The following is a 25,684-nucleotide window of genomic DNA, read 5'->3' as shown; positions in this document are numbered from 1 at the left end:
GAACTTCCCCGACGCTCTCTCCGGATCGGCCGCGGCGGTTAGAGGCGGGGGACCCGTCCTTCTCGTCACTCGTGACAGCATCCCAGCAGCCGTCGCGACGGAACTAGACCGAATGAACCCGAAGAAGATTGTCGTTCTGGGCGGCTCCGCGACAGTTTCCGACAGCGTACTTAGCGCGCTGCAGGCCTACATCGGTTAACCCACGGACACTCACCGGAGGAGATGGTGTCTCTGACGCTCAGCGGAGATTGATCACTTGGTCCGGATCGAACGGGTGGCGGCGTCTTCCATTCACCTCCTCTCATTCGACGTCTATTCATCTCGCAGTGACGGGCTGCACTCGGTGGGCGTTCCCAATACATTCACGACGAGCTCCACAAACGGCAATGACGCGCGCGGATGGAACCTAACGACTGAGCCGCCGCGTTCGCGCTGTATGGTCGGCGTCCGGGTCGCGGTGCGCGTTGTGGTTTGCCACCGAGCCGGGTGGCCACGGCCGTCGTGGCTAAGGTCGGGGCGGTGTGTCAAATAGACCGCTTAATTCAGGAAATCGTGACCCGAGGCCCTTAGGGTACACACACCAGCCGCCGCGTCAGCTGGCCACCCTTAACCGAGAGGAGAAGAGACTTCAAGGTGGAACTCTCGTTCGCTTTCGCACCGGATCTTTACGTTCCTGACCATGTTCTTCCTGTCTTCATCTCAATTCTCGCTGGCAAACTGCCCCCGAACAGCAGGGCAAGGCTCGAATACTCAGCCAAAAAGAGCGCAACGGCGCGAGCCGCGAGCCTGAGGCTTTACGAACAGTGACGGACGAACGCATCTGTCGTCAGCAAGCCGATGAAAAACTAGGGGGCGGAGAAACAATCGGAGGTTCGGCGACGGGTACCCATCGTCGCGCCGACCTCAAGTCTCGGCAAGCCGGTGAGCTCACTACCCAGGTCGCGCGACCAGGAAGCTTCGTCGCCGTGTATGACACAGTCACCCAGGGGATGACTGGGTGGCAATTCCTGCGCACATGGCGGTGGTTCGGATATATCGCCACAGTCATCACCTTCGCTATCGTCTGCGTCCTTCTTTCAAATTGGCAATTTGATCGCGGCCAGCAGACGTCAGTCGACAACGCCATTGTTGCCGCCAACTTCTCGGCTACGCCGATCCCGATCGCAGAGGCGCTCCCCACCCTCGACTCTTACGATGCCAGGCAGAACTGGCAACGGGTCACCATCACGGGCATATATCGTCCTGAAGGCGAGCTTGTCGTCCGTAACCGCCCCAACAGCGGCACCAACGGCTTCGAAGTTCTCACTCCCCTGCAACTGGGTGATGGCTCCACTTTGATGGTCGATCGCGGCTGGGTAGCACCTTCCCCCACCGATGTGCTGGCTCCCGATTCGATACCCCCAGCCGCGGCGGGCACAGTGAAAGTTGTCGTACAGCTGAGGCCAAGCGAAGAGCTGCGCGGAACGGGAACTCGGACGGGAAACCAGATCGGGTCGATTACTCTGCCCGCCATCGAGCAGATGGTCGTCGGAGATTTATATACCGAGGTGTACGGGATTCTCGATAGTCAGTCCCCCTCCGCAGGACAAGAGCTCGCCCCTACCCAAACAACCATGCCCACCAACAATGTCGGTACCCACTACTCGTACGCGCTCCAATGGCTGCTCTTCGCTCTGATCGGTTTCATCGGACTCGGTCTCGGAATGCGCAAGGAGTACCGTCGACTCAACATCGACGAGCCGGAAGAGCAGGCACGAGCCTCCAAGCGGCTGCGCAAGCGCATAAGCAAGCCATTTACCGACGAAGAGTTCGAAGACGAGCTAATCGACGGATACATTCCACTCACTCGTTGGGGCATCACGGGCGGCTCAGTGTTGCGGTCTGCGCCAATGCTGCGTGCCGTCTCACCTGGAACACCGGCCATCACCGCCGACGAGAAGGCGAGTAGTGCCGGAGAGGCATCCGAGCGGCCGACCGTTTATATCATAAACACACCACGCGAAGCGGGCGATGACGACTCCTGATAGGCATTCGGGGCACTGACGTCAATCCCTCTAGACCCGGACGCCTCGAGAGGGATTGACCCTTCCCGGTGCGCGAGGTTCACTGGTCAATTCCTAAACCTGTTTGGATCGGTACAGATGCCGCGTTCGCCACCCCCTTGACGACCTGCAGCACCGAATCGATGGCCTCGCACAGCGCCGGCCGCTCCCAAGTCGGAGCAGCCCTTCTTGATAACCGCTCCGGTACCCCCGGCTCCGGCGGCGGCGAGCTTCTCAGGTTCAAGAGGCATGATGGATGAGACTATGCACCAGGAGGAACGATGCGCGCGATGAATGGGATAGCCGCCCAGCGGTATCGCCTGCCCGTGCACCTCGCTCTCGTCCTCATCAGCGCTGTCGCCATGACCGTCGGCGCGATCATCGCGATGCACGCCATCGCGGCCGCGTCACCTCACACGCCTCAGCCAGCCAACGGCGCTGTTTCGGTGGTGTCGGAGCAGACCACCGCTGAGCTGGTCAGCGATGTCGGACACGACCACCACCACCACCACGCTGACTGCAGCGACCATGACTCCCTTCGCGAGCGGGCCCTCACCACGGTAGTGTTCGCTGATCGGGCGCCCGCCATGCTGGCAACGCACATTTTTTTGACCCCACCCGATTCTCCCCCAGTCCTTCCCAAGCGCGACCAACCACCGTCCTCTGAGGTGGCACTCGTCGCCGAACTCTCTGTGAGTCGCATCTAAAACCGACCGTCGACGGTCTGCGCAGCCCTGCGCTCAGCTGCCCTCGGGCGGCACATACCTCCAGGTGTGACCTGCTTCCCGCCCTCCGCAGCGGGCGAGCATTGGTGTTTTTCGTGTACCCCGTCCCGGGGTACACCGTCGATCGGAGTTTCCTCGTGCCAAGAACACCCGACCCCTTCCTAGTCGCGCTAGGACGCGTGATCAAGAAGGCACTCAAGATGACCGGCAGGAACGGATCTGCACTGCCAGGCCTAGTCGTCGAGCGGCTCGACCCTGGCTTCATGACCCGTATCCTGTCTTCCCTGCCGATGGGCGTTGTGATGGTGACCGGAACGAACGGAAAGACCACCACAACGAAGATGACCACCGAATTGCTGTCCGCTCACGGTCTGAAAGTGTTCTCCAATCCGACCGGGAGCAATTACGGCCGGGGCATCACCTCCGCGATAATCTCCGCCACAGATTGGCGGGGGCGCCTAAACGCGGACATTGCCGTGCTTGAAGTCGATGAGGGTCACGCCGTGCGCATCGTCTCCGAGCTTGCGCCGGAGCATGTCGCAATCCTGAACGTCTCCCGCGACCAGATGGATCGGTACGGCGAGATCGATCGTACCGTTGCCATGCTCCGTCAAGCCGCTGCGGCGGCACGCACGAGCGTGCTGATCAATATCAACGATCCGCGCTTGACGGCAGCTGAATTTACACCGGGCAGCCCGGCCTCGCTTCGCGGATTCGGCGTTGCTCCGAGTATTCTGCATCGTTTCCCCATCGACGATGAGCTCCTCGCAGTCCGCTCCGAAGCTCCTCGGATCGATGACGTCACTGTGCTCGAGCGGGTCGATCCGGCGCCGGTGGTGTCGTTCCAGGGCCGGGAATATCAGTTCAAGCTCTCCTTCGACGGGCTCCACAATCAACTCAACGCGGCGGCGGCGATCGCCTTGTGCCGTGCAGTGCTGGGCTCTCGGGCCCGTACCGAGGTCATGTTCACAGCATTGCCGACCATTCCGCCCGCTTTCGGGCGCGGCGAGGTCGTCGACGCCGATGGCGAGGCAATCGAAATCGTGCTGGTGAAGAATCCAGCGGGGTTTCGCGTCGCCCTCGATTCGTTTGCGGGCGATCGCGCCCACACGATGATGGTGCTCAACGATAACGACGCCGATGGCCGTGACGTCTCCTGGATCTGGGACGTCGACTTCTCAGTCGTTCCGTCGGTGGACACAGTGTCGGGATCCCGCGCCTACGACCTCGCACTGCGTTTGGCTTACGACGACGTTCCCACCGACAACGTCGAACCCGACATCGGAACCGCGGGGCGCCGTTTCGCACGCCGGCATCCCGGAGCTCGGAAGCGAGTGTTCTGCACCTACACTGCGATGCTCGAACTCCGCAGAACACTCGGCGCCGAGACATGGGGGGAAGCCGCATGACCCGGCCGCTTCGCCTACTCACCCTGTACCCGGGGCACATGAACGTCTACGGCGACCGGGGAAATATGGTCGTACTCACGAAACGGCTCGAATGGCGTGGCTACCGCTCCGAAGTGATAGAACACCATCCGGGTGACGCCGTCCCGACCGATGTGGATCTCATCGTGGGCGGGGGTGGCCAGGACAGCGGGCAGCTTCACATCCAGCCCGACCTTCACCACAACGCGGCCACGCTGCGCGGCCTGGCCGGCGATGGGGTGCCGATGCTGATGATCTGCGGCTTGTACCAACTTTTCGGGCATACCCTCACGGCCCATAGCGGGTCAGCTATGGACGGGATCGGTATCCTCGATGTCCACACTGTCTTCGGGCCGGATCGCATTATGGGGAACATCACCGCTGATACCGACGAATGGGGCCCGCTCGTAGGATACGAGAACCACGCCGGCCGCACCTATCTCGGGATCGACGCGGAACTACTGGGGAACACCGCCAAAGGCTCCGGAAACAATGGCGCCGACGGCACCGAAGGCGCTCGGTTCCGAAATGTCATCGGAACATATCTGCATGGCCCGGTGCTTCCGAAGAACCCGGCACTCGCTGACGCTCTGCTCGCGATGGCGCTGTCCCGCCACCAGCCGAGCGTTCTGCTCGATCTACCGCCACTCGGCGAAGCAGATGCCCGCGCTGCCGCGACCGCACGCCGTCGCTGACCAGAAAGACGAAATGCCCTCCTCACATCACGACCAGCGCCGTACGCCCATCAGTATCGCCGCGGCCTGCCTCGGTCTTATCAGTCTCTCGGCCGTGGCCGGCGTGCTCGTCGCCGCGATGATCACCCCGACCTTGGCGGTGGCCGGTGTGGCCGCGAACTCAAGCATCGACATGTTCGAAGGCCTCCCCGAGTACATTCGGCCCGACAAGCTCGCGCAGAAGACCGATATCTACGCTACCGACGCGGCGGGAAATCCTGTACTACTCGCATCTGTGTTCGACCAGAACCGTGAGGAGGTTGGCTGGGACCAGATCTCCCAGTTCGCAAAAGACGCCGTTATCGCAACCGAGGACCCACGATTCTACAACCACGGCGGAGTGGACATAGCATCGTCGCTGCGAGCTGCGATCGGCAACACAGCATCCGGCGAGGTCGAGTCAGGGGCGTCGACAATTTCGATGCAGTACGTGAAGAACATCTTCGTTCAACGCGCTGAAGCCCTCCCCGACGAGGCTGAGCGCAAGCGCGCCTACGAGGAGGCCACCCAGGGCAGCATCGACCGAAAGCTCAAGGAAATGAAGCTCGCTATCGGACTCGAGAAGGAGTTCAGCAAGAGTGACATCCTTCTCGGCTACCTCAACATCGCCTCGTTCGGCGGCACGGTGTACGGCATCCAGGCCGCCGCCCGCTACTACTACGGCGTGAACGCCACCGACCTCACTCTCGCGCAGGCCGCGAGCCTAATCGCGATCGTCAACGAACCTAACGGACTGCGGATCGATTACTCGGAGAATATCCCTGCTAACCAGGCGCGCCGCGACATGGACGTGCTCCCGGCAATGCTGAAAGAGAAACGCATCACCCAGGCTCAGTACGATGAGGCAATCGCGACGCCCGTCACCCCCACCATCACGCAACCCTCAACAGGCTGTCAGACCGCCAACACCATCGGTGCTGGATTCTTCTGCGACTATGTCGGCCGTATCATCGGCATTCAGAACGTGCTCGGCCAAGACGCCAATGGTGAGGCCAACAGCCTCGCTCGTGGCGGCTACGACATCTACACGACGCTCGATGTCGAGCTGCAGGGCGCGGCCGTGAACGCGATGGACGGGAACGTTCCCAAGAGCTCTGAACTCCTCGACCTGGGCGCATCGCTCGTAACCGTCGAACCAGGTACCGGGCGGGTGCTTGCGATGGTGCAGAACAAGTTCTACAACGCCGATCCAGCCGCAGCAGCACCCGACAACACCGCCCTAAACTATGCCACCGACTACGAGTACGGCGGATCGACAGGCTTCCAAGTCGGCTCCACCTATAAGGTGTTCACCCTCGCCGAATGGCTCGAGCAGGGAAGGTCGCTAAACGACCGTGTCAACGGAAACCAGCGACCTTTCAATCTCGCCTCCTTCCAAGACAGCTGCCTGGGTGCCGGGACAGGCACGTATGCGCCACGTAACGACGGAGGATCGAATCCCGGCACCATGACGGTGCTCGCCGCCACCTCGTCGTCGACGAACAACGCGTTCATGCAGATGGCTCAGGCGCTTGACCAGTGCGAGATCCGAAAGACCGCTGAAGCATTTGGCGTACACCGTGCCGACGGCGAAACCCTGACCTCCTACCCATCAGATGTACTCGGTACCAATGAAATCGCCCCACTGTCAATGGCGGCCGCGTTCGCGGCGATCGCCAATCAGGGAGTGTTCTGCAGCCCCATCGCGATCGACCGGATCATTGACTCCGAGGGGACAGAGATCCCGGTGCCGCCATCGTCGTGCACACCTGCGGTATCTCCCCAGGTCGCCAACACGATGGCGTATGCGCTGACCAGCGTCGTCACGAGTGGCACCGCTACCGCATCCAACCCGCAAAACGGGATCCCCCACTTCGGCAAAACGGGCACCACAGATTCCGAGAAGGACACCTGGTTCGTCGGCGCTACCACAGAACTCGCTACCGCGGTCTGGGTCGGCAACATCAATGGAACCGTCTCCCTTCGCAACTCCACCATCGCTGGCCAGAACGGAGGTAGCATCCGGCACAGCATCTGGCGAACATTCATGTCCGACGCCGATGGCAAGTACGGGGGTGGTGCCTTCGCCGCGCCCGAACAGACCCTCGTGCAAGGCGTCCCCGTGAGTGTCCCGAACGTGGTCGGACTCAGTGTCGGGGCGGCGCAAACAGCCATCGAGGCTGCCGGGTTTGAATTTGAGCAAGGAGCGAGCACTGACTCAGCAGAGCCCGCTGGCACAGTCTTGACAACCTCACCGAGTGGGTCGGCAACACGAGGTGCGACCATCACGGTCACGACTAGCAACGGCACACCCCCACCCACGCCCACGCGCACGCCACCACCACAGCCAACCTCCACCGCTATACCGGCCGCTCCGCGCACATGACGAACACAGGAGCGTTTACCCGAGGGAGTGAGATTCCCGTGCCGCCTGCGAGGCGCCGAGAGCACCTATTCCATGCAAGCCGAATGGCCGGCGGAACGTTGGCATCACGGGTCAGCGGCTTCGCTAAGGCGACGTTGCTGATCTACGCCATCGGCGCCACTAGCTCTGCGGTTGGCGGGCAAGCCTTCGATGTCGCGAACTCCGCACCGACATTCCTCTACGGACTGATCGCCGGCGGGATACTCGGAGCAATCCTGGTCCCTCAGATCACCCACTCCATCGCCGACGGCCGTGACGGGCGCAACCGACTCGATCGCCTCCTCACCCTCACCCTCCTAGGAGCTGTCGTCGTCACCGCGGCGCTCACCACGGCTGCACCGCTGATCGTCATGCTTTATGCGGCGGGCTGGACGCCGGCGTGGCTGGCGTTGGCGACATCGATGGCGTACTGGTGCCTGCCTCAGGTCTTCTTCTTCATCCTTTACACCGTGCTTGCTCAAGTCCTCAACGCCCACGATCGGTTCGCTGCCGCCGCGTGGGCACCGGTCGTTTCGAACCTCACAGCCTGCGGCGGAATTGTCGTGTTCCTGATCGTCGTACCGACAGGGCTCGGTAGCGTCGACTCCTGGACCCCGGGCATGGTAGCGCTGATCGCGGGGTCAGCAACCCTCGGAGTAGTCATGCAGTCCCTGGTACTGCTGCCGTCGCTACGTGCCATCGGCTTCCGATTCCGGCCTCGACTTGGCTTCACCGGCCTGGGAGCGGCGACCCGGATCGCCGCGTGGACGTTCCTAGCCGTTCTCGCCGGACAGCTTGCCTACGTCGTTGTATCAAATGTTGCCGCCACAGCAGGTCAAGAACTCAACAAGGCGGGCATTGACGGCGCGAGCCTCAACACCCTCTCCCTCGCCTACATGCTGGTGTTGCTACCGCATGGGATCGCGACGGTGTCGCTTGCGACGGCGATGTTCACCTCGCTCAGCCGCGCCGCGAACGCCCGCGACTACGTCACATTCCAAAGCAACCTGCAGCGCACCGGATCGCTCGTCACACTCACGACCCTTCCGGTGGCCATCGCGCTGGCAGCCCTTGGCCCCTGGATCACCCAAATCGTCTGGGGTTCCCCGATCATCGGCACAGTCCTCCAACCGCTTGCAATCGGACTTATCGGATTCAGTCAGACCTTCGTACTCAACCGAGCCCTTTTCGCCCTCCACCGCGGCTTCCAGCCATTCATCAATCAAGCCATCGCCGCCTTTATCACCGCCACCGGCGCTACCGTCATCGGCGTTTCCGCGCCACCCGAAATGCGCGTGATCGACATTGCGATCGTCGTGATCTTATCGAATACCATGAGTTGGCTGATCGCCCATCTCACCTTCCGCGCTTCACTGCGCCGCTTGGGCGTCGAAGTGCTCCCCCACACGCATGCCCGACTGCAGCTATCCATATGGACCGCCGCGGCCACAGCCGCGCTCGTCGCCTGGGCACTGGTAATCGCGTCCAGTTCGTGGGCGCAACAATCTGTCACCGAGATGATTATCAGCTGCGTCGGGATCGCGATAAGCATCGTCCTGACTTTCGCGGCCGTCACAGTTTCGATTGCGAACCCGTCGCGGCTTCGCGAACTGCTGTCATGAGCGACGAGGCGATGCTCCACGCGCGCCGCCGCAGACCTCGGCGACTGCGTAGAAGTCTCCTCTTCATAACGGCGGTGCTCATTGTCGGTATCGGTCTCGCCATGTTCCTCATGTCACTCACTGACAATCAGCGCACTGCGCCAGCAGCGCTTCCGGAGTCCTCAACGGCCAGCGCCGACCCAGGCATAGAAGCCGTCCCGTCGCCCGTGAGTACCCGCCAGACGATGCCGGACGAGAAATTCGACAGAGGGGCGAATTCGCTGACAGATCCGATCAGTCCGTGGCTCATCGTCAACAAAACCCGCCCCATCGCGGACGCCACCCAATTCGTGCCGCCCGACCTGACAGCGATTTCCGGCGATATCCCTAACCCGAAGGGTCATACGCTCCGAAGCGAAGCGGCCACCGCACTGGTGGGCCTTGTCGCGGCCGCACGCGCCGAAACTGGTGTACGACTGGTCGCGTAGAGCGGATACCGCTCCTACGACACCCAGGTCGCCGCGTACAGCTACTACGTCAACGTATACGGGCAAGCTGGCGCCGATCTCACCAGCGCCCGGCCCGGGTACAGCGAGCACCAGACTGGCATGGCCGTCGACATCCTCGACACCGCCAGCGGATGTGGTCTCGAGAGCGCCTGCTTTGGCAGCACCACAGCAGGGCAGTGGCTAGCTGACAACGCCTATCGCTTTGGCTGGGTTCTGCGCTACCCAGAAGATATGACGAGTATCACCGGCTACGAGTATGAACCATGGCACTACCGCTGGGTCGGCACCGGCCTCGCGACCGACTACAAGCGAACCGGACTAGGCACGCTCGAAGAGTATTTCAGCCTTGATCCCGCAACGGACTACCCCGCTTAAGGCAACTTTCTATTTACAATCCAGCTTCTTTGACAGTTGCGAAATCGTGCTAGCCATCAAGATCTTTTCGATGCTTGCCACCAGCGGTCGGGATGGGCTTTCTGAGAAGCGGCTTGCCAGCACTCATGATTCCGGGCTCGTCCCCTTTTGGCTTGGACGGTGGGCTGCCCGACACTGATCGGCTGGCAGCCGATCAGCCGCGGCACCGCGCAGTAAGATAACCCCGCGTATGGGTCATCGCGCTTATGTTCCTGGCGGAGGCACCGCCGACCTCGAGGAGACCGTGTCCTGCAGCTCCCCCGCTGGCGTCTGCTCGGCATTCTCTGCTTCGGTGTCGATGGCTGGAGGGCGTGGGCCTTTTCCTTCCCGATAGACGGAGGGTTCGGGGGTGGCGCCATGACGTCGAGTTTGGACGACGAACAGCACGATCCCGGCCGCAATGGCACCGAAGGATGCCCACACGTTGGCGGGGATGTCGAGGAATCCGTCGCTGGTGGGGTCGATGCGGATTGCTTCGAGCCAGCTGCGGCCGAGGCCGTACCAGATGAGGTAGAGGGCGAACAGTCGTCCCCATTGCAGGCGGAGTCGGCGCTCGAGGAGCAGCAGGATCGCGGCGCCGGCCAGGTTCCAGATGATCTCGTAGAGAAACAGCGGGTGGAACAACGTGCCGTCGGGCAGATCGGTGGGGAACTTCAGGTTGGTCGCTTCGATTTCCAAACCCCACGGGAGGGTGGTCGGGAGGCCGAAGAGTTCGTGGTTGAAGTAGTTCCCGAGCCGCCCGATGGCCTGCGCGACCAGCATGGCGGGGGCGAGGGCGTCGGCGAAGGACCAGAACAGGATGCCGGTGCGTCGGCAGCCAATGTAGGCACCGACCGCGCCGCCCAATAAGGACCCGTAGAGGGCGTTACCGCCGTCCCAGATCGCGAACACGTCCCAGAGGTTCGCACCCGGATAGAAGTAATCTCCGACGTGCGTGAAGACATGGTAGAACCGGGCACCTACAATCCCCAGCGGCACAGCCCAGATGATGATGTCCAACACCACCCCCGGCTCAGCCCCACGCCGAGCGAGCCGCCTCTGCGTGACGAGGAGCGCCGCGACGATTCCCGCAAGGATGCACAATGCATAGGTGTGGACCGTCAGCGGGCCGACCTGGAATTGCGCCCAAGCGGGGTCCGGACTCGGGATGCTCTGAAACATGTCTGCCTCCGTCGTGCAGGATGAGCCGGCTCGCATGGCGGGAGTCAACGTCCCGCCGTTCATTCTAGTTGCTTCCTACGCATGCCCAGTCCAGCGGCCAGTGCGGTAACCGCCCACTGTTGTTGTGATATCAAAGTGATTCGAGGTAGGTAGCGAGTGCGAAACCCGGTGGATCATTTCGGCGAATCAGACTGGCATGTTCGCCACTGACTAAGTGACTGCGCCTTGCAGCCAGTGACTGGCGCACCGCAGCTGGCAGCGCAGGCAAGGGCGTGCACCCGGGGCCTGCTCGATTATGTGTCGCGCCTGGCCGACGAGCTCAGACCCTCAGGCCCACGATCCATGAGACTCACCTTCGGATTGACCATCGAGAAGGCATATGCCTTGGACCTCGGCGCTCCTGGGAGTTCAGTTGGAGAAGTGTCACGGATTCGTCGGATATTCCCTATCTGGGGGACGATCAGCTCGATTGGAGGTAGTAATGCGAGTTCGCGACGCTCTCCAGCCTGCCCACCAGCTGAGCTTCTTCATCGTGGCAGTCACGATTCTTATCCTGATCATTTCCACAGCTCTCGCCCACCTGGTTCCTCTGCAGTCAGTTGACGGAGCGAGTCATGTCGCCGGAATCACGAATCCAGCAACGGGGTCTGCGGTTGAATTGCTGGCGGCCAGCGAGGACAAGCCGGCCCCGGCTCATCATGAGCATTTTGAGATCGATCGCGACGGCACCGTGCCCCGCGCCATGGACACCGTGGGCAGTGTTGCGGAGGTGCCGCCGCTGCTCTCCTCGCTCGCGAGCCCAGAGCGAACTCTTGTCTCTGCGGAGCTGATTCACCGAGATTTGCCGGGGCCGTCTTTGGTCGTGCTCTCGATCAGCCGGACTTAGAACCAGATCGCCTTCGAGCCCTGCCCGGGCTCTCTTTGGTGTACCCGCCTGCGTGCCGTGCCGTTGACGTTCGTCCGGCAGTGAACCCGCTGGCTCTCGTATCGCTTCTAGCCGATGCGTCTCATTCTAGTTTCTCAATTCAAGGATTCTTTCGTGCTCTTCCTTCGCGGCCCGTTACCGCGCCATCGCAGTTCTCCCACTCCCCCACCGCCCGCGATATCTCGCATTCCCTCTCTAGACGGGCTTCGGGCTCTGGCCGTCCTGGTGGTCTTCGTGGGCCATGGCCGCACCGATCAGGGCCAGTGGCCCGGGTACGTCGGGGTGACCGTGTTCTTCTTCCTCAGCGGGTTTCTCATCACCACACTTCTTCGCACGGAGTTGGAAGAGACCGGGCGAGTCCACCTGGCCCGGTTCTACCTCCGCCGGAGCTTCCGCATCCTGCCCGCCGCCTACTTCACCATCGCCGTCTCGCTGGCTCTCGCCGCGGCCGGTGTTCTGCCCGCTTCGATCAGCGGGTGGGGCGTCCTCTCCGAGTTCCTGAACTACACGAACTATTACATCGTGAGGGCCGGATATGAGAGCCTTCCGCCGGAGACGAGCCAGATGTGGTCCCTGGCTGTCGAGGAGCAGTACTACCTCGTTGTTCCCGTGGCTCTGTTGTTGGCATATCGTTTCGGCGCCCGCCGCAGCTGGGTGGGATGGGGGCTGGTCAGCGTGGCCCTTGTGATCGCCGTGTGGCGCATTTTCCTTGGTCTGCATGGTGCCGATTTTGATCGGCTCTACTTCTCGACCGACACCCGCATAGACAGCATCCTGTGGGGCGCCGCGTTCGCGCTCCTGCTCAATCCCGTCATGGGCGATGCGGCACGTCTGACAGGTCGGCTCCGGAGGTGGCTGTCGCGAAATCTGGGCTGGATCGCAGCTACCGCTGTCTTGGCTTTCGCCGCAACCGCTGCGGTGCCGGCCCTGTCATTCCGGTTGAGTATCGCCACAACGGTCCAGTGCCTGGCTCTCATTCCGATCTTCTGGTTCGTAACCACTCGCCCAGGTGGGATCGTCGGTCGACTGCTGAATAGCCGTCTGCTTGTTCGTTTGGGAGTGCTGTCGTTTTCGTTCTATCTGCTGCACAAGATCGTGCTTGCTCTCATCGGCCCGTTGCTGTACGCCCCGATAGTCACCGACACGATTTCGTTGCTCGTCTCCCTGCTCGTTTCTCAGCTCGTCTTCTGGGTGGTCGAATCTCCTTTCACCAAGCTCCGGGTGCGAATAGAGCGTCGTTTCCTACCCCGGCTAGCGGCATAGCCGGGAATACGAGTGCGGTCGCAGCACTTACACCACGTACCCCTAGGGGGTATAGTCAGGATGGGTAAGGAGACCTCATGGAAAACCACTCAGAACATCAGCACCCCGTAACCGCTGCACCCGAGACCGCCCCTGCGGTCGCGTCTGACCCGCCTACCGGGCACCAGATGGCGGATGAGCACGAAGGTCACGGTGGTCATTCGGGTCACGGTGATCATGTGGGCCAGTTCCGGCGGTTGTTCTGGATCATGCTGGTCATCGCAGTGCCGGTTGTGGTGTTCTCGCCGATGTTCGCCATGATTCTCGGCTACTCCCTCCCGGATGCCGCGTGGGTCGGCTGGATCTCTCCGGTCCTTGGAACGGTGATGTACGTGTGGGGCGGCCGGCCCTTCCTTACGGGTGCGGTGAGTGAGTTGCGGGCTCTCAGACCAGGGATGATGCTGCTGATCGCGTTGGCGATCACGGTGGCGTTTTTCGCTTCCTGGGGCGCGACCCTTGGTTTGGTCGACCACGAGCTGGACTTCTGGTGGGAGCTTGCTCTGCTGATCGTGATCATGCTTCTCGGGCACTGGATCGAGATGCGTTCGCTGGCGCAGACGACGTCTGCGCTTGATTCGCTAGCCGCGCTGTTGCCCGATGAGGCAGAGCGCGTGGAGGGGGACACCACTGTTTCGGTTTCTCCTGCCGATCTGGTACTCGGTGACGTGGTCGTCGTTCGGCCCGGCGGCCGAGTTCCAGCAGACGGCCGCATCATTTCGGGGTCCGCGAGCATGGACGAGTCGATGATCACGGGTGAATCCCGCCCGGTCCGAAAGGGCGAGGGCGAATTGGTGGTCGCTGGGACCGTCGCGACGGATTCCGGGTTGCGGGTCGAGATCACGGCGGTCGGCGCCGACACCGCGCTGGCCGGCATTCAACGGCTGGTCACCGACGCCCAGAACTCGTCGTCTCGGGCGCAGCGGATCGCGGACACCGCAGCCGGCTGGCTGTTCTGGTTTGCTCTGGGCGCTGGAGTCGTCACCGCTGTGGTGTGGACGATGATCGGCCTTCCCGACGAGGCGGTCGTCCGCACTATCACCGTGCTTGTGATCGCCTGCCCCCACGCTCTCGGTCTGGCCATTCCGCTGGTGGTTTCGATCGCTACCGAGCGCGCCGCCCGAGGTGGGGTACTGATCAAGGATCGTCTGGCGTTGGAAAGCATGCGCACCGTCGACACGGTGCTGTTCGACAAGACCGGAACGCTCACCAAGGGCGAACCGACCGTTACCGCGATCGAGGCGACAGACGGTCGTGAGGCCGATGAGGTGCTTGCTCTGGCCGCCGCTGCCGAGGCGGATTCTGAGCACCCACTGGCCCGCGCCATCGTCAATGCTGCCCGGGCACGGAATCTTTCGATTCCGGCGGCCGCCGATTTCGCGTCCTCCCCCGCGGTCGGGGTGACCGCAAGCGTTGATGGTGCCCGCGTTCAGGTCGGCGGACCCAATCTGCTCGAGCAGGAGCACCAGGTGGAGCTCGGTGTCGCAGATTCGTGGCGGGAGGATGGCGGAATCATTCTGCACGTCCTCGTCGACGGTGCGATCATCGGTGCCCTCAAGCTCGCTGACGAGATCCGGGAGGAGTCCCGGCAGGCGATCGACGCCCTCCGCGCGCAAGGCATTGGGGTGGTGATGATCACCGGTGATGCCGAGGCTGTTGCTCACTCGGTGGCTGCGGAGTTGGGCATCGACCGGTACTTCGCCGGGGTCCGCCCGGAAGACAAGTCGAGCAAGGTGAAGGAGCTGCAGGCCGAGCACCGGAAGGTTGCAATGGTCGGGGATGGCGTCAATGACGCTCCCGCGCTGGCGCAAGCGGACGTCGGGATCGCGATCGGTGCCGGAACCGATGTGGCGATCGCTTCCGCGGGCGTGATCCTGGCAAGCGATGACCCTCGCTCGGTGCTCAGCGTCATCGAACTATCGCGGGCCAGTTACCGGAAGATGAAGCAGAACCTGTGGTGGGCTGCCGGATACAACCTGATCTCAGTACCGCTGGCGGCGGGGGTTCTGGCTCCGATCGGTTTCGTTCTTCCGATGTCTGTGGGCGCGATCTTGATGTCGTTGTCTACGATCGTTGTGGCACTGAACGCTCAACTCCTGCGGCGACTGCAGCTGGACCCCGACACGAGCGTCCGTGCAGCTCTGACCCGCTCCACCCCCACCGCCCGCCTATCAGACACCGCGTCCCGATGATCGGGCTATCAGGAAGAAGAACACGATGACCGACGTCGCCTCCGCGCATCACGGCTACATCACCGACAAGGAGAAGTACCTTGCGCGGCTGAAACGCATCGAGGGGCAGGCCCGAGGTATCGCCCGGATGGTTGACGACGAGAAATACTGCATCGATATCCTGACGCAGATCTCAGCCCTCACCTCAGCGTTGGAGAGCGTCGCCCTGGGGCTGCTCGATGACCACCTGAAGCACTGCGTCGTCGACGCGGTGCAGCTGGGCGGCGAAGAGGGCGAAGCGAAAATCAAAGAGGCGTCGGACGCGATCGCTCGGCTGGTGCGCTCGTAGCAGCCTGAGCGATCCGGATGAGTTGGGTGATGATCGCCTCCGCCCGATCGGCAGCGATCACGCCAGCATCAAGGTCCGTGGACAGGTCGGATGCGCAACGCCGTACAGCGTCAGCACGGCTACCCGGAGGGGTATGGGCCAGCACCGCCGAAAGTTGATCGTGCAGCTGCCTACTAGCAGCGCTCCACGTCGGGGTGGCGGGGCTGTTTAGAGGGTCGCGAGGAGCTCGGCGCATGCTTGCTCGCAGCGCCGGCACGCCTCGGCGCAAATCCGGCAATGCTCGTGCATATCGGCGTGCTTCCCACACTCGTCCGCACAACTCGCGCACGCGGCGCGGCATGCTTCGACAACGGCTCGGATGGTGGCTTCGTTGGAGCCGGTATGCCGGGAAAGAACCGTCGTGGTGGTTGCGCAGACATCGGCGCAGTCGAGGTTGGTTCGGATGCAGGAGGTGAGTTCGCTCACCATCTCTTCACTGAGGCACGCGTCAGCGCAGGCCGTGCACGACTGGCCGCACTCCAGACATGCGGCAATACAGGCGGCAAGCCTTTCCTTGTCGACGGCGCCAAGGTCACGGGGGTAGGTGTTCAGCATTTCCTCGATGACGGACATTGCATCTCCTTCAATTGTGGGCTGATCGGGGTTGCTCTTCTGACGGTACGCCCCGCGGGCGGACGACTCTATACACCGGCGTCGAATCCCGGGCTGTGCCTCACGACGTCTCTCACGACGTCTCCTCGCGAGGGACGCGGTCGGCGCTTCCAGACCAAAGCTCCTAGACCGCGTGACTTCCTACCCGGCTGCACGTGTGACCGCCGCCAATAGACCTCGCGTAATGAACGGCTCGAGTGTGAACGAGAAGGTTCGGGTCAGGTGATTAGCATCCCTGTACACGTTCGCGCCCCCGATCACGGCCGGGCACTCGTCGGCGGTGCAGTAGGTGTCGCTGAAGTCGAGCAGCGTCACGTCCTGTCCCTGGGTGATGGCACCGGATGCGGCCAGCGCGATCGGATCGAACTCCGCCAGTCCCTCGTCGCGCGGCTCGGTGCAATCGGCCTCCGATTCGGTGCGGAGGCACTTGTTCGGGTCGTCCTCCCAGGCCGGGTTGTCGACGACGGTCACGATCGGGGTGCCCTGGTCGAGCACCTGCTTCCAGGCCTCGCCGTAGCCGATCGCGGCCGTCTGCTCGTCGTCGGCCGTGCCGGGCACGTTGCGGTCGGTGAGCGCCGCGGTGAACACGGCGTCGAACGGCGGATGCGCCGCGAGTTCGGACGTGAGGGAGGCGCGCCAGGTGTCGCACGACGCCGCGAAGGCGTCCTTGGCCAGCAGCGGTGTGGTCGTCCACGGGCAGCCGCCCTTGAGGTAGGTGGTGAGGTGCCAGCCGTTCTTCTCGGCCATGTCGATGAACGGGTCCATCAGGNGGTCGTCCACGGGCAGCCGCCCTTGAGGTAGGTGGTGAGGTGCCAGCCGTTCTTCTCGGCCATGTCGATGAACGGGTCCATCAGGGCGTAGGCGTGGCTGTCGCCGATCAGCGCGATCTGGGGCGCATCCGCAGCATCGCTGCCGAACTGGCAGTCGCGCACGGTGGGGTCGTTGAGAGTCGACAGGCAGTCGGGGTGCCGGGGGCGATCGGCGTTGCCGAATCCGGGGCTCGGGATGATCTGGCCGGCGAGTGCGGGGTTCACGCAGAGCGGATCGATCGGCGCGAGCCCATCCGTCGGCCCGGATGCCGCGCCGAAGCACTCCGGCGGGTTCGCCAGTGTGTCGGCCAGCTGGGTCGCCTCCGTATCGTACTTCGGCTGCTGGACCGCCCAGGCGGTGCCGGCGAACAGGCTCGACACGGCCATCACGGCCACGACGCCGATCATCGTGACGCGGGGGCGGCGGGTGGTGAAGAACTTCCACTGCCTGGTGGGGTCTTCGATGAAGCGTTTGGTGGCCCAGGCGATCACGAAGCAGAACAGGAACAGGGCGATGCGGTTCCAGATGCTCAAGCCCCAGCCCGGGATGTAGGGGGCGATGATGATGAGCGGCCAGTGCCAGAGGTAGAGCGAGTAGGAGATGTCGCCGATGAAGGCGACAGGTCGGAAGCTCAGCACGCGCCCGGCGTCCCACGGCTTCTCGCGGTGGTGCGCCACGATGATGGCGGCGGTGCCGAGCACCGGGATGGCGGCCATGTAGCCGGGGAACGGCGTGGCCTGGTTGAAGAGGTAGCCGCAGGCGAGCACCACGATGATGCCGCCCCAGCCGAGGATGTTCGACTGCCAGGCGCGCACCGGCCGCCACCGCGGCAGCAGCGCCAAGGCGCCACCCACCGCGAACTCCCACACCCGGGTGTAGGTCACGAAGTAGGCGCTGGCGGGGTCGGCCGCGGTGTTGACGATCGAGAGCACGAACGAGGCGACGCCCACGATGCCGAGCACCGAGATGAGGGCGAGCCAGCGCTTGCCCTTGAGGAATTTCATGGCCACGACGGATGCGCCGAGCAGCAGAACCGGCCAGAACAGGTAGAACTGCTCCTCGAGCGACAGCGACCAGTAGTGCTGCACGAGGCTCGCCTCGTTGGCCGCGGCCAAGTAATCCACAGAGTTGATGGCCAGCGCCCAGTTCTCCACATAAAAGGTGGAGGCCAGGATCTCGCGCACGTTCTCGGTCAGACTCGACAACGGCATGATGAACAGCGTCGCGAGGCTCGCGAAGATGAGCACCGTGATGGCGGCCGGCAGCAGTCGGCGGGCGCGCTTGGCGTAGAAGCTCGGCAGGGCGATGCGGTCCGTGCGCTCGAGCTGGCGGGTGAGCTGCTGGGTGATCAGGAAGCCGGAGATCACGAAGAAGACGTCGACACCGAGGTAACCGCCGGTGAGGCGTCCGGGCCAGAAATGGTAGACCACGACGAGGAGAACGGCGATGGCACGCAGACCTTGGATGTGCGGAAGGAAGTAGTCGTCCGGCTGCCACATCTGCTCCCTGGAAGGTCTCATGGGTCGCCGAGGCTCTCCGATGTCACGTTGCCCCACGAGCATCCTTCCCGGTGCGTAGTAGTGAAAATTGCAGAGCTGCAGCAATTCGTTCTGTCTACTTTCGGCCTGCGACGAGCCCTCCCGCGAGCAAGAGCACAACTCCCATCGGGTATCCCGCGACCAGGTCTAGGAAGAGGGGCGGCTGCGTGGGCCCGAAGGCTTCGATGTGAGTAAGCCAGTGAACGACGACGACGAGTGCACCAGCCCCCACGATTGTGAGGCCGATAATCTTGAAACGCCGTCGGCGCAGGTAGTTGCGCCGCGCCGCTTCTTCACGACTGAGGGGGCTGTTTTCGGAAGCTTTCGGTGTCATGGTGGTGTCCTTTCGTTGGTTGGGTGGTCACAGTCCGGAGTAGGAGTGCAGCCCGGTGAAGAAGACGTTGACGATGCCAAAGTTGAACATCACGGCTATGAAGCCGATGACCGAAAGCCAGGCCGACCGGTGGCCCCGCCAGCCCCGGGTCGCTCGCGCGTGGATGTATCCGGCGTAGACCACCCAAATGATGAACGTCCAGACCTCCTTGGTGTCCCAGCCCCAGTAGCGACCCCATGCACGTTCCGCCCAGATCGCGCCGGCGATCAGCGTGAACGTCCATAGAAGGAATCCAACGATGTTCATCCGGTATGCCAATTGTTCGAGCCGGTCTCGGGATGGCAGTCCTCTCACGAGCTTTTGCCACCGAGATGCCGGGCCGGTCGCAGTGGGGGCGAGCAGCTGTCCGATGGTGAGAAGAAACCCGAGCGCAAAGTATCCTGTTGCCGTCATTGCGACGAGGACGTGGATAACAAGCCAGTAGGACTGGAGCGCTGGGGGAAGGGGTGCGGCCGGAACGTAGTAGTTGACAGTGGCGATGCCCAAGAGAACGAGGATCAGTCCAAGGAGGAAAACGCCAACAAAGCGAATGTCGATGCGAATGAGAGTCAGTAGGTAGACCAGCGCGATGATAAGTGTGCCGGTTAAGGAGAACTCATACATGTTGGCCCAGGGCAGCCGGTTTGCCTCAACTCCTCGCAAGACTGTCGCGACGAGGTGCAGCAGGACAGCCAAGACCGTCAGCGACGTCGCGAGACGTGCGGTCTTCGATGGTCGAGACGGCCGCGTCGGGGAGATTTTGGTTCGAACCGCTGTCGCGACGATCCGGCCACCGTCGGCCGCATGCGCCTTCTCGGGAAGAGAATTTTCGGCTGGGGTTTTCAAGCGAGACCGTCTGGTGAACGCCACGGCATACAGCACGAATGCCAGGGCGTAGACGGCCATCGCCGAGTAGACGTTGACGATTGAGATGAGGTCCAGACTGACCATGACTGTTCTCCATTTGGGCGAATGTTCTGCGCGCCCTGGGTTTTGAGTGTCGAAGTTCCCGATGACCTGCTTCAGCTGACCGTCGCCGACTGGACCCAGACGGGGCGAAGCAGCGCGGGAGAAACTAGCTACAGGCGAATGCAAGGCAAGATGAAGACAACGAGCACCTGCCCTGTTGCCGTGCCTTATAGGCAATGTTTCGTCAGTGTGAGGGCGCGTCCGTGGGTGAACGCGACCTAGTGTCTGTCCCGGCCTAGATACGGAAGACGGAAAGGGCCACCAGAGATGGCGGCTGGGTGTTTCGCGCTAGCGCGGGCAATGTGGACGCAATTTCACGGGAGCTCAACCAATCAGAGAGCTCAATGGGTGCCTGCCGGCCGATTGCTGCCGCGTCGAACGAAACTGAAGCGCATGAGTCGTCTGCAGCGCAGATCGGTGCGCACGATCGTTCGCACCAATCGTGACCGAGGTCGCCGGCAACGTCCGTTATGACTGAGACATCGGTGGTTGCAGTGGCGATGGTCTGATTGGTTCCGGGCTGACTTGGCGTAGCCGCAGCGAAGCCGTGCGGTAAAAGTATCGCGATTATGAGAATCAGAAGACCGAGAGGGACGGCCAGCAAGCAGAGCGTCCTGAGAGGTAGGGCCGAATCGATGCGCCTTGGGGCATGCATCTGGCATTTCCTCCTGAATAGTCTTGTCGTCGAACTGCCTACAGCGTGAGAGCTCGGGGCGGCCCAAGGTTGGTCACAGGATACCCTGGCTGGGTATGAATTTTGCCTATGAGAAGCGGTGTAGTGCTCCCGTGGCGTGCCCGATTGCGTGGCAAGGACTCTGATGGCACCAGGCCGGCTCGAGTCGTTGGGGAGGCCGGCAGTCATATGGGCAAGGTGGTGCTGCTGATTAGCCCCTGGAGTCCGTAGATCAGCGACGTCCAAACGCCAGTGACCATGAGTATCCCGAGGATGATGAGCAGTACGCCCCCAATCATGTTGATGGTGCGGATACGGCTGCGAAGAAACGCCATGGTTCTCGTCATCTTTCCGAACCCGAACGCTACGAGCAGGAACGGAACGCCAAGGCCCAAGCAGTATGCAAATCCGAGCAGGGCGCCCCGCCAAGGCGACGCCGCGTCGAGGCTGAGAAGAGAGATGGCTGCCAGCGTGGGGCCCATGCAGGGAGTCCAGCCGACGCCGAACACGACGCCCATGAGTGGCGCTCCGGCGAGCCCGGTGAGTGGCCGCGTATTGAGCTTGAGGGTCCGCTGCAGGGGGCGGATGCCGCCTAGAAAGGCTATTCCCATGACGACAACGAGCACCCCGAGAATCTGACTGATGGTTCCTTGCCATCGCACCAGCCAGGCTCCGGCCGCCCCGAAAGCGGCGCCGTAGGCGACGAAGACGACCGCGAAACCCAAGACGAAAAGTGCGACTCCGGCAGTGACACGACTTCGAGTTACTGACCCTTCGGCCGATGACATCCCGCCGACATAACCGACGTATGCGGGCACGAGAGGCAGCACGCAGGGCGACACGAATGACACCAATCCCGCGATAAGAGCCACAGGAACTGCGACCAGAAGCTGCCCCGTCAGGACCGTGCTGGCGAACCACTCACCCATTGCTGGAGACGGGGTCTGGTGCAGGTGGGCCTTGCTCATCAAGCGCAGTACTGATTAGTGCATCAAGCACGCTCTGGTCTGGAATCCGTCCCAGGATGCGGCTGGCTACTCGACCTTGCTTATCAATGATGAGTGTCGTGGGGACCGCGTTCGCTGCGACGGTTCCGCTGAATGCGAGTTGCATTTTGCCGTCGTTGGCGTCAATGACGGAGTCATACGTTATCCCGTAGGTTTGTGCGAAAGACAAGGCCGTGCCCGACTGGTCTCGGACATTCACGCCCAGGAACGTCACTGGCTCGGACTGAAACTTTTCCCACGCCGCTTGAAGCTCAGGCGCCTCAGCGCGGCAGGGAGCGCATCCTGCGTACCAGAAGTTCAGCACGAGGATCTTACCAATCATCTCGTCTGAAGAGACTGCTTCTCCATTCTCCGTTTCAGCCTGAAAGTGCACCGGGTCTCCCCGATTTTCCTCAGCGATTTCTGTGATGCTGCCGTCTCCAGCGATGTAGTTCTTTCCGCTTCCCGCCAGATACTGCGCCGCGAGAGGGTCTGCGGCACATCCGGCCAGCGTGATAGAGAGAAGGGCTGTCACCGCTGCTAGAAGAAGGTGGCGGGGCTTTACTTTTATCACTGCTGCCCTTCTTGCTGAATGAGAGGAACCCATGAAGCCCCGTAATCGGGCGTCGCGCGAATACCCCGACCATCGGCTACGAGCAGCCAGGGTTCGGTACCGCCGACGAAGCTGAGGGCTTGTGATTCTCCACTGATGACTGCGCCCTGAACCCAGCCACCATCCTGCCCGGTGTGCCAAATGGAGCCCTTGGTGTCGATACCGACATACCCGTTATCCGCCGCATCAATCAAGTACAGAGCGGGAGCGTCAGCCACCGGCGTGAACGTGCGCGCGGCATCGTCGCTGACTTGCAGCCCGGAGGCAGTGGTGGCGTAGACACGATCAGGGTTGCTTGCATCAGCGGCCAAATCGCGGAGATCCAGAGCGGCGCCGCCGGCCCACGTAGCACCGCTGTCGTCGCTGATGAGGATGGTTCCCTGGGTGGCGTCGTACCCGTAGATGCGTATCGCCCCGTTGGCCGTGGTCGCGGCCGCGAGATCGTGGAAGTCCGTCTCGCCCGACAGCGACACTGGAGTCCAGTCTTGGGCGGCATTGTTGCTTGCAATCAGGCCGAGGTTGGCGGGTGCGGATGCATCGGCCGGATCAGGGTGCCCGGACCCGAGGAGCATGCCGCTGTCGGTTACGAGGAACCCCATGGTGTCTTGCCTGCGGTCGGCGATGAGCACCGGAATATCGCCGGGAGTGCTTTTGAGGCTTCCTGTTCCAAAGGAGGAGGGAAGCTGGTCGGTTGGTAGCTCCCAGACGCCGTTGTGGGTGGCTGCGAACACGATTCCGGTTGCCGAGTCGTGGCCGAGTCCGTGTGTGTGCTCGAATTCGGCGGCCGGGGCAGTGCCTGTCGGGCTTGCCGATGTGCAGGCCGTCAGCAGGCTGGCGGTCAGAGCTGCCGCCATAAATGGGATGAGCGTGCGGGCGTGAAGCTTCAATAGGTCCGTCCTGGTCGTCGGGTGGGCCGCTGGGTGCGAAGGGTTGAGATGAGCACGGCGAGAATGGGCAAGGCGATCACTATGACGGCGAGCCAAGCGACGTCGTCCGCAGGGCCACCGCGATCTTGGGACGCCGATGAGGGGGCGATATTGAGGTCCCGAGGTTCGTCATGCAGTTGCACGACTTGAGTCCACGTTGTGTTAGTGGCCAGCGTCGGCACGTGCGCTTCGGCGAGCTGCACGGGAAGGGTTGTCAGGAAGATCGCGGCAGCGAGAACTGCCCCGGTGACAATTGCCTTGACTCGGTGTCTCATCCGAATGCAACTCCGCGGGCGGCCATGAATGCGCGGGGATCTTGGGGGTCGCCGCTCACGCGGGTTTCGAAATGCAGATGGCAGCCGGTCGAGTTTCCGGTAGTGCCGGCATACGCCACGACTTGCCCGGCAACGACGGCTTCTCCTCGGCCGACGATCACCGTGGTGTTGTGGGCATAGCTGGTGGTCACTCCGCCGCCGTGCCCGATCTGGACATTATTGCCAAGCCCGCCGTTGGGGCCCGCGAACGTGACTTGGCCAGCGGCCGCCGCGTAGACGGGCGCACCGCAGGTTCCGCCGTTGTAGGCGAGGTCCAGTCCTGCGTGAAGGCGGTAGCCGCCGTCGACCGGGTTCACCCGCATTCCATACTCGTCGGTGGAGAATGCCCCGGGGAAGGGGCTGAACCACCCTGATGCGGTTGCCACGGGCTGTCCGGCCGTCGCTGCTGCTGCAGCGGCTTCGGCTGCGGCTGCCGATCGGGCAGCTGAGGCGGCCGCTTCGGCGGCGGCGCGGGCGGCGACACCCGCGTTGTAGTCCACCTCGGTCGCCGCCCTGTTCTCGGTTAGGACCGCTAGCTGCGCCTCGAGGTCAGCTTGGTAGGCCTGTTGCGCGGAGAGAGCGTCTTCCACTGCCTGCTGTGCAGCGATGGCCTCGTCCCGGAGAAGGGTGGCTTCCTGCGCGAGTGACTCCCGTATGGCCGCGGCGACCGTGGCCTGATCGGCGAGCGAAGCAGCGGTGTTCTTGTCCCGGGTAGCCTGCCGGTATACCTGTGACGATGATTCGGTGATTTTGCTCATCGTGCCGAGCTGGTAGAGCAGATTGTCGGCGTCACTGGATTTGCTGAGCAGAAGCGCCATGGAGAGACCGCTGTCTCCGGATCGGGCCAGGAGCGCGGCGAACTGGCCAGCCTGCCGTGACGACGTATTCGCCACGGCTTGCGCGGCATCTGCCTGAGATCGCAGCTGCTCAGCCCGGAACAGCGCGGTATCGAAATTGTCCTGGGCGATCTGGTATTCCGTGCCGAGCTGAATCGAGCGCTCTTGCGCGGCGATGACGTCGGCGGTGAGTCCTGAGATCAACGACTGGATGTTTGCAATCTCGTTTTGCTTAATCGACTCGTTCGCCTGCGCGGCGAGCACATCCTCCCAGCTTGGGTACTCCGCTGCAGCCGCCGCGCTGGCGGCACCACTGACGATGACTGCGATCGCGACCGCAAGAGCGCCCAGGAGGGAATTGACTTTGTGGCGGGCGCGAGTCATGGCAGGACGTGGGCTGTCATCCACGGATACGGGTCGATGGGTGTCCCATCTTGGTGGATCTCGAAGTGCAGGTGAGCTCCGGTGCTGGTTCCGGTGTTGCCGACGTTTCCGACCTGCTGGCCTACGGTGACGACTTGCCCCTCAGTGAGTTGGAGGGAGCCTTCGAGCATGTGCCCGTAGACACTGGTGATGCGTTGCCCATCAATGACATGCTCGATCTCCGCATAGACACCCAGTCCGCCGTTGTCAGTGGCTTGAGCGACGGTGACCACACCGTCGGCGACGACCTGGATCGGGGTCCCTTGACCCGGATTCATGTCTATGCCTTTGTGGTAGCTGGAGCAGCCATCACAGGGTGCCGTACGCGGCCCGAACCCATCGCTGATCGGCACGCCTGTGGTGAAAGGCCACTGGATGGGCGACAGTGGGTTGTTGGTGAAGGTGTTCGCCGTGCGAGCGAACGCGCTGGACGCCGCCGGCACCACCACGGGGGGTGGCGGCGGTGGCGCTTCGGTCACCGAGTACCCGTCACGCTGCACAACTGCTGCGGCGCCCCCGGCAACCAAGGTCTGAGTTGTTTGCCCGGCAGATGCGGGCAGTTGCCCGTCCGCTCCGGGAGCGGCCGCGGCGGGAATCGCGACGGTGAGGGCAAGCAAACCAACGAAGGCCATCGCGATGGTTGCCTGAGCACGGCGCACCGCTACGGCTGCCCGCCGGAGTGGCGGCTGCCGCCTCGTGTGGGGTGGCAGCGTTTCGGCTTGATACGCGGAACGACGGCTGGGAAGCGCAGGTGCCGGTAAGGGCACGGCTATCAGAGGGGCAGTCTGGGCTCGTGCAATCGGTACGGCGACAACCTCCTGGCGGTCGTTTC

Annotated in this window: 23 protein-coding genes and 1 pseudogene; 13 read left to right on the top strand and 11 right to left on the bottom strand. The window is 62.8% G+C overall.

Annotated features, from left to right (window positions below; all coding sequences use genetic code 11):
- From ACN4JJ_RS20405 to ACN4JJ_RS20365, 9 genes and pseudogenes are all read left to right on the top strand, one after another.
- The coding region (locus ACN4JJ_RS20405) for a cell wall-binding repeat-containing protein (RefSeq protein WP_440711718.1) at positions 1-199 on the top strand (199 nt) is incomplete at its 5' end.
- 604 nt (positions 200-803) lie between these two features.
- Positions 804-2,024, top strand: coding sequence for an SURF1 family cytochrome oxidase biogenesis protein (locus ACN4JJ_RS20400; RefSeq protein WP_440711717.1), 1,221 nt, complete (start codon positions 804-806; stop codon positions 2,022-2,024).
- Between the two features lie 299 nt (positions 2,025-2,323).
- Complete coding sequence (locus ACN4JJ_RS20395; RefSeq protein ID WP_440711716.1) at positions 2,324-2,749, top strand: hypothetical protein; 426 nt, start codon at positions 2,324-2,326, stop codon at positions 2,747-2,749.
- A 197-nt stretch (positions 2,750-2,946) separates the two neighbouring features.
- The gene (locus tag ACN4JJ_RS20390; RefSeq protein WP_440711715.1) at positions 2,947-4,176 is read left to right on the top strand and encodes a DUF1727 domain-containing protein; all 1,230 of its coding nucleotides are present in this window, start codon (positions 2,947-2,949) and stop codon (positions 4,174-4,176) included.
- Positions 4,158-4,889: a type 1 glutamine amidotransferase gene (locus tag ACN4JJ_RS20385; RefSeq protein ID WP_440711714.1), complete on the top strand. Its 732-nt coding sequence runs from the start codon at positions 4,158-4,160 to the stop codon at positions 4,887-4,889. Before ACN4JJ_RS20390 ends, ACN4JJ_RS20385 begins: the two co-directional genes overlap by 19 nt.
- Positions 4,855-7,293 (top strand): penicillin-binding protein, encoded by a 2,439-nt coding sequence (locus ACN4JJ_RS20380; protein WP_440711713.1) that lies wholly within the window; start codon positions 4,855-4,857, stop codon positions 7,291-7,293. The genes ACN4JJ_RS20385 and ACN4JJ_RS20380 overlap by 35 nt, the downstream gene beginning before the upstream one ends.
- Before the next feature lie 83 nt (positions 7,294-7,376).
- Positions 7,377-8,933, top strand: coding sequence for a murein biosynthesis integral membrane protein MurJ (murJ, locus tag ACN4JJ_RS20375; RefSeq protein WP_440711712.1), 1,557 nt, complete (start codon positions 7,377-7,379; stop codon positions 8,931-8,933).
- Positions 8,930-9,400, top strand: a complete 471-nt coding sequence (locus tag ACN4JJ_RS20370) for a hypothetical protein (RefSeq protein ID WP_440711711.1) — start codon at positions 8,930-8,932, stop codon at positions 9,398-9,400. The genes murJ and ACN4JJ_RS20370 overlap by 4 nt, the downstream gene beginning before the upstream one ends.
- Positions 9,401-9,412: 12 nt before the next feature.
- Positions 9,413-9,796, top strand: a pseudogene (locus ACN4JJ_RS20365) (M15 family metallopeptidase); the annotation flags it as partial.
- Between the two features lie 243 nt (positions 9,797-10,039).
- Here the strand turns inward: ACN4JJ_RS20365 and lgt are convergent.
- On the bottom strand, positions 10,040-10,996 hold the full coding sequence (gene lgt, locus ACN4JJ_RS20360) for a prolipoprotein diacylglyceryl transferase (protein ID WP_440711710.1): 957 nt from the start codon (positions 10,994-10,996) through the stop codon (positions 10,040-10,042).
- Positions 10,997-11,477: 481 nt separating this feature from the next.
- Here lgt and ACN4JJ_RS20355 point away from each other — a divergent pair, with 481 nt between their 5' ends.
- The 4 genes from ACN4JJ_RS20355 to ACN4JJ_RS20340 all read left to right on the top strand — a co-directional run bounded on the left by ACN4JJ_RS20355 (position 11,478) and on the right by ACN4JJ_RS20340 (position 15,740).
- Positions 11,478-11,882: a hypothetical protein gene (locus ACN4JJ_RS20355; protein WP_440711709.1), complete on the top strand. Its 405-nt coding sequence runs from the start codon at positions 11,478-11,480 to the stop codon at positions 11,880-11,882.
- 114 nt (positions 11,883-11,996) lie between these two features.
- On the top strand, positions 11,997-13,184 hold the full coding sequence (locus ACN4JJ_RS20350) for an acyltransferase family protein (RefSeq protein ID WP_440711708.1): 1,188 nt from the start codon (positions 11,997-11,999) through the stop codon (positions 13,182-13,184).
- Positions 13,185-13,261: 77 nt separating this feature from the next.
- Positions 13,262-15,412, top strand: a complete 2,151-nt coding sequence (locus ACN4JJ_RS20345; RefSeq protein WP_440711707.1) for a heavy metal translocating P-type ATPase — start codon at positions 13,262-13,264, stop codon at positions 15,410-15,412.
- Between the two features lie 25 nt (positions 15,413-15,437).
- Positions 15,438-15,740, top strand: a complete 303-nt coding sequence (locus ACN4JJ_RS20340) for a metal-sensitive transcriptional regulator (protein ID WP_440711706.1) — start codon at positions 15,438-15,440, stop codon at positions 15,738-15,740.
- A gap of 207 nt (positions 15,741-15,947) precedes the next feature.
- Here the strand turns inward: ACN4JJ_RS20340 and ACN4JJ_RS20335 are convergent, their stop codons facing one another.
- The 10 genes from ACN4JJ_RS20335 to ACN4JJ_RS20290 form a co-directional block, all read right to left on the bottom strand.
- Positions 15,948-16,352: a four-helix bundle copper-binding protein gene (locus ACN4JJ_RS20335; RefSeq protein ID WP_440711705.1), complete on the bottom strand. Its 405-nt coding sequence runs from the start codon at positions 16,350-16,352 to the stop codon at positions 15,948-15,950.
- Between the two features lie 180 nt (positions 16,353-16,532).
- Positions 16,533-17,138 (bottom strand): SGNH hydrolase domain-containing protein, encoded by a 606-nt coding sequence (locus ACN4JJ_RS20330; protein WP_502263999.1) that lies wholly within the window; start codon positions 17,136-17,138, stop codon positions 16,533-16,535.
- A 17-nt stretch (positions 17,139-17,155) separates the two neighbouring features.
- Complete coding sequence (locus ACN4JJ_RS20325; protein ID WP_440711722.1) at positions 17,156-18,700, bottom strand: acyltransferase family protein; 1,545 nt, start codon at positions 18,698-18,700, stop codon at positions 17,156-17,158.
- Positions 18,701-18,815: 115 nt separating this feature from the next.
- Entirely contained in the window at positions 18,816-19,073 is a 258-nt protein-coding gene (locus ACN4JJ_RS20320) for a hypothetical protein (RefSeq protein ID WP_440711704.1), read from the bottom strand.
- A 27-nt stretch (positions 19,074-19,100) separates the two neighbouring features.
- Positions 19,101-20,063 (bottom strand): c-type cytochrome biogenesis protein CcsB, encoded by a 963-nt coding sequence (gene ccsB, locus ACN4JJ_RS20315; RefSeq protein ID WP_440711703.1) that lies wholly within the window; start codon positions 20,061-20,063, stop codon positions 19,101-19,103.
- 876 nt (positions 20,064-20,939) lie between these two features.
- Complete coding sequence (locus ACN4JJ_RS20310) at positions 20,940-21,722, bottom strand: cytochrome c biogenesis CcdA family protein (RefSeq protein ID WP_440711702.1); 783 nt, start codon at positions 21,720-21,722, stop codon at positions 20,940-20,942.
- Positions 21,676-22,314 carry a TlpA family protein disulfide reductase gene (locus ACN4JJ_RS20305; RefSeq protein ID WP_440711701.1) on the bottom strand — a complete coding sequence of 213 codons (639 nt, stop codon included), beginning with the start codon at positions 22,312-22,314 and terminating at the stop codon, positions 21,676-21,678. The genes ACN4JJ_RS20310 and ACN4JJ_RS20305 overlap by 47 nt, the downstream gene beginning before the upstream one ends.
- Positions 22,311-23,240: a WD40/YVTN/BNR-like repeat-containing protein gene (locus tag ACN4JJ_RS20300; protein ID WP_440711700.1), complete on the bottom strand. Its 930-nt coding sequence runs from the start codon at positions 23,238-23,240 to the stop codon at positions 22,311-22,313. Before ACN4JJ_RS20300 ends, ACN4JJ_RS20305 begins: the two co-directional genes overlap by 4 nt.
- Before the next feature lie 310 nt (positions 23,241-23,550).
- Positions 23,551-24,813, bottom strand: coding sequence for a M23 family metallopeptidase (locus ACN4JJ_RS20295; RefSeq protein WP_440711699.1), 1,263 nt, complete (start codon positions 24,811-24,813; stop codon positions 23,551-23,553).
- Complete coding sequence (locus tag ACN4JJ_RS20290) at positions 24,810-25,484, bottom strand: M23 family metallopeptidase (RefSeq protein ID WP_440711698.1); 675 nt, start codon at positions 25,482-25,484, stop codon at positions 24,810-24,812. The genes ACN4JJ_RS20295 and ACN4JJ_RS20290 overlap by 4 nt, the downstream gene beginning before the upstream one ends.
- Between the last annotated feature and the right edge of the window lie 200 nt (positions 25,485-25,684).

The organism is Herbiconiux dendrobii, assembly GCF_052048175.1.
Lineage (GTDB): Bacteria > Actinomycetota > Actinomycetes > Actinomycetales > Microbacteriaceae > Herbiconiux.
This window is presented reverse-complemented; position numbering and strand designations above follow the sequence as displayed.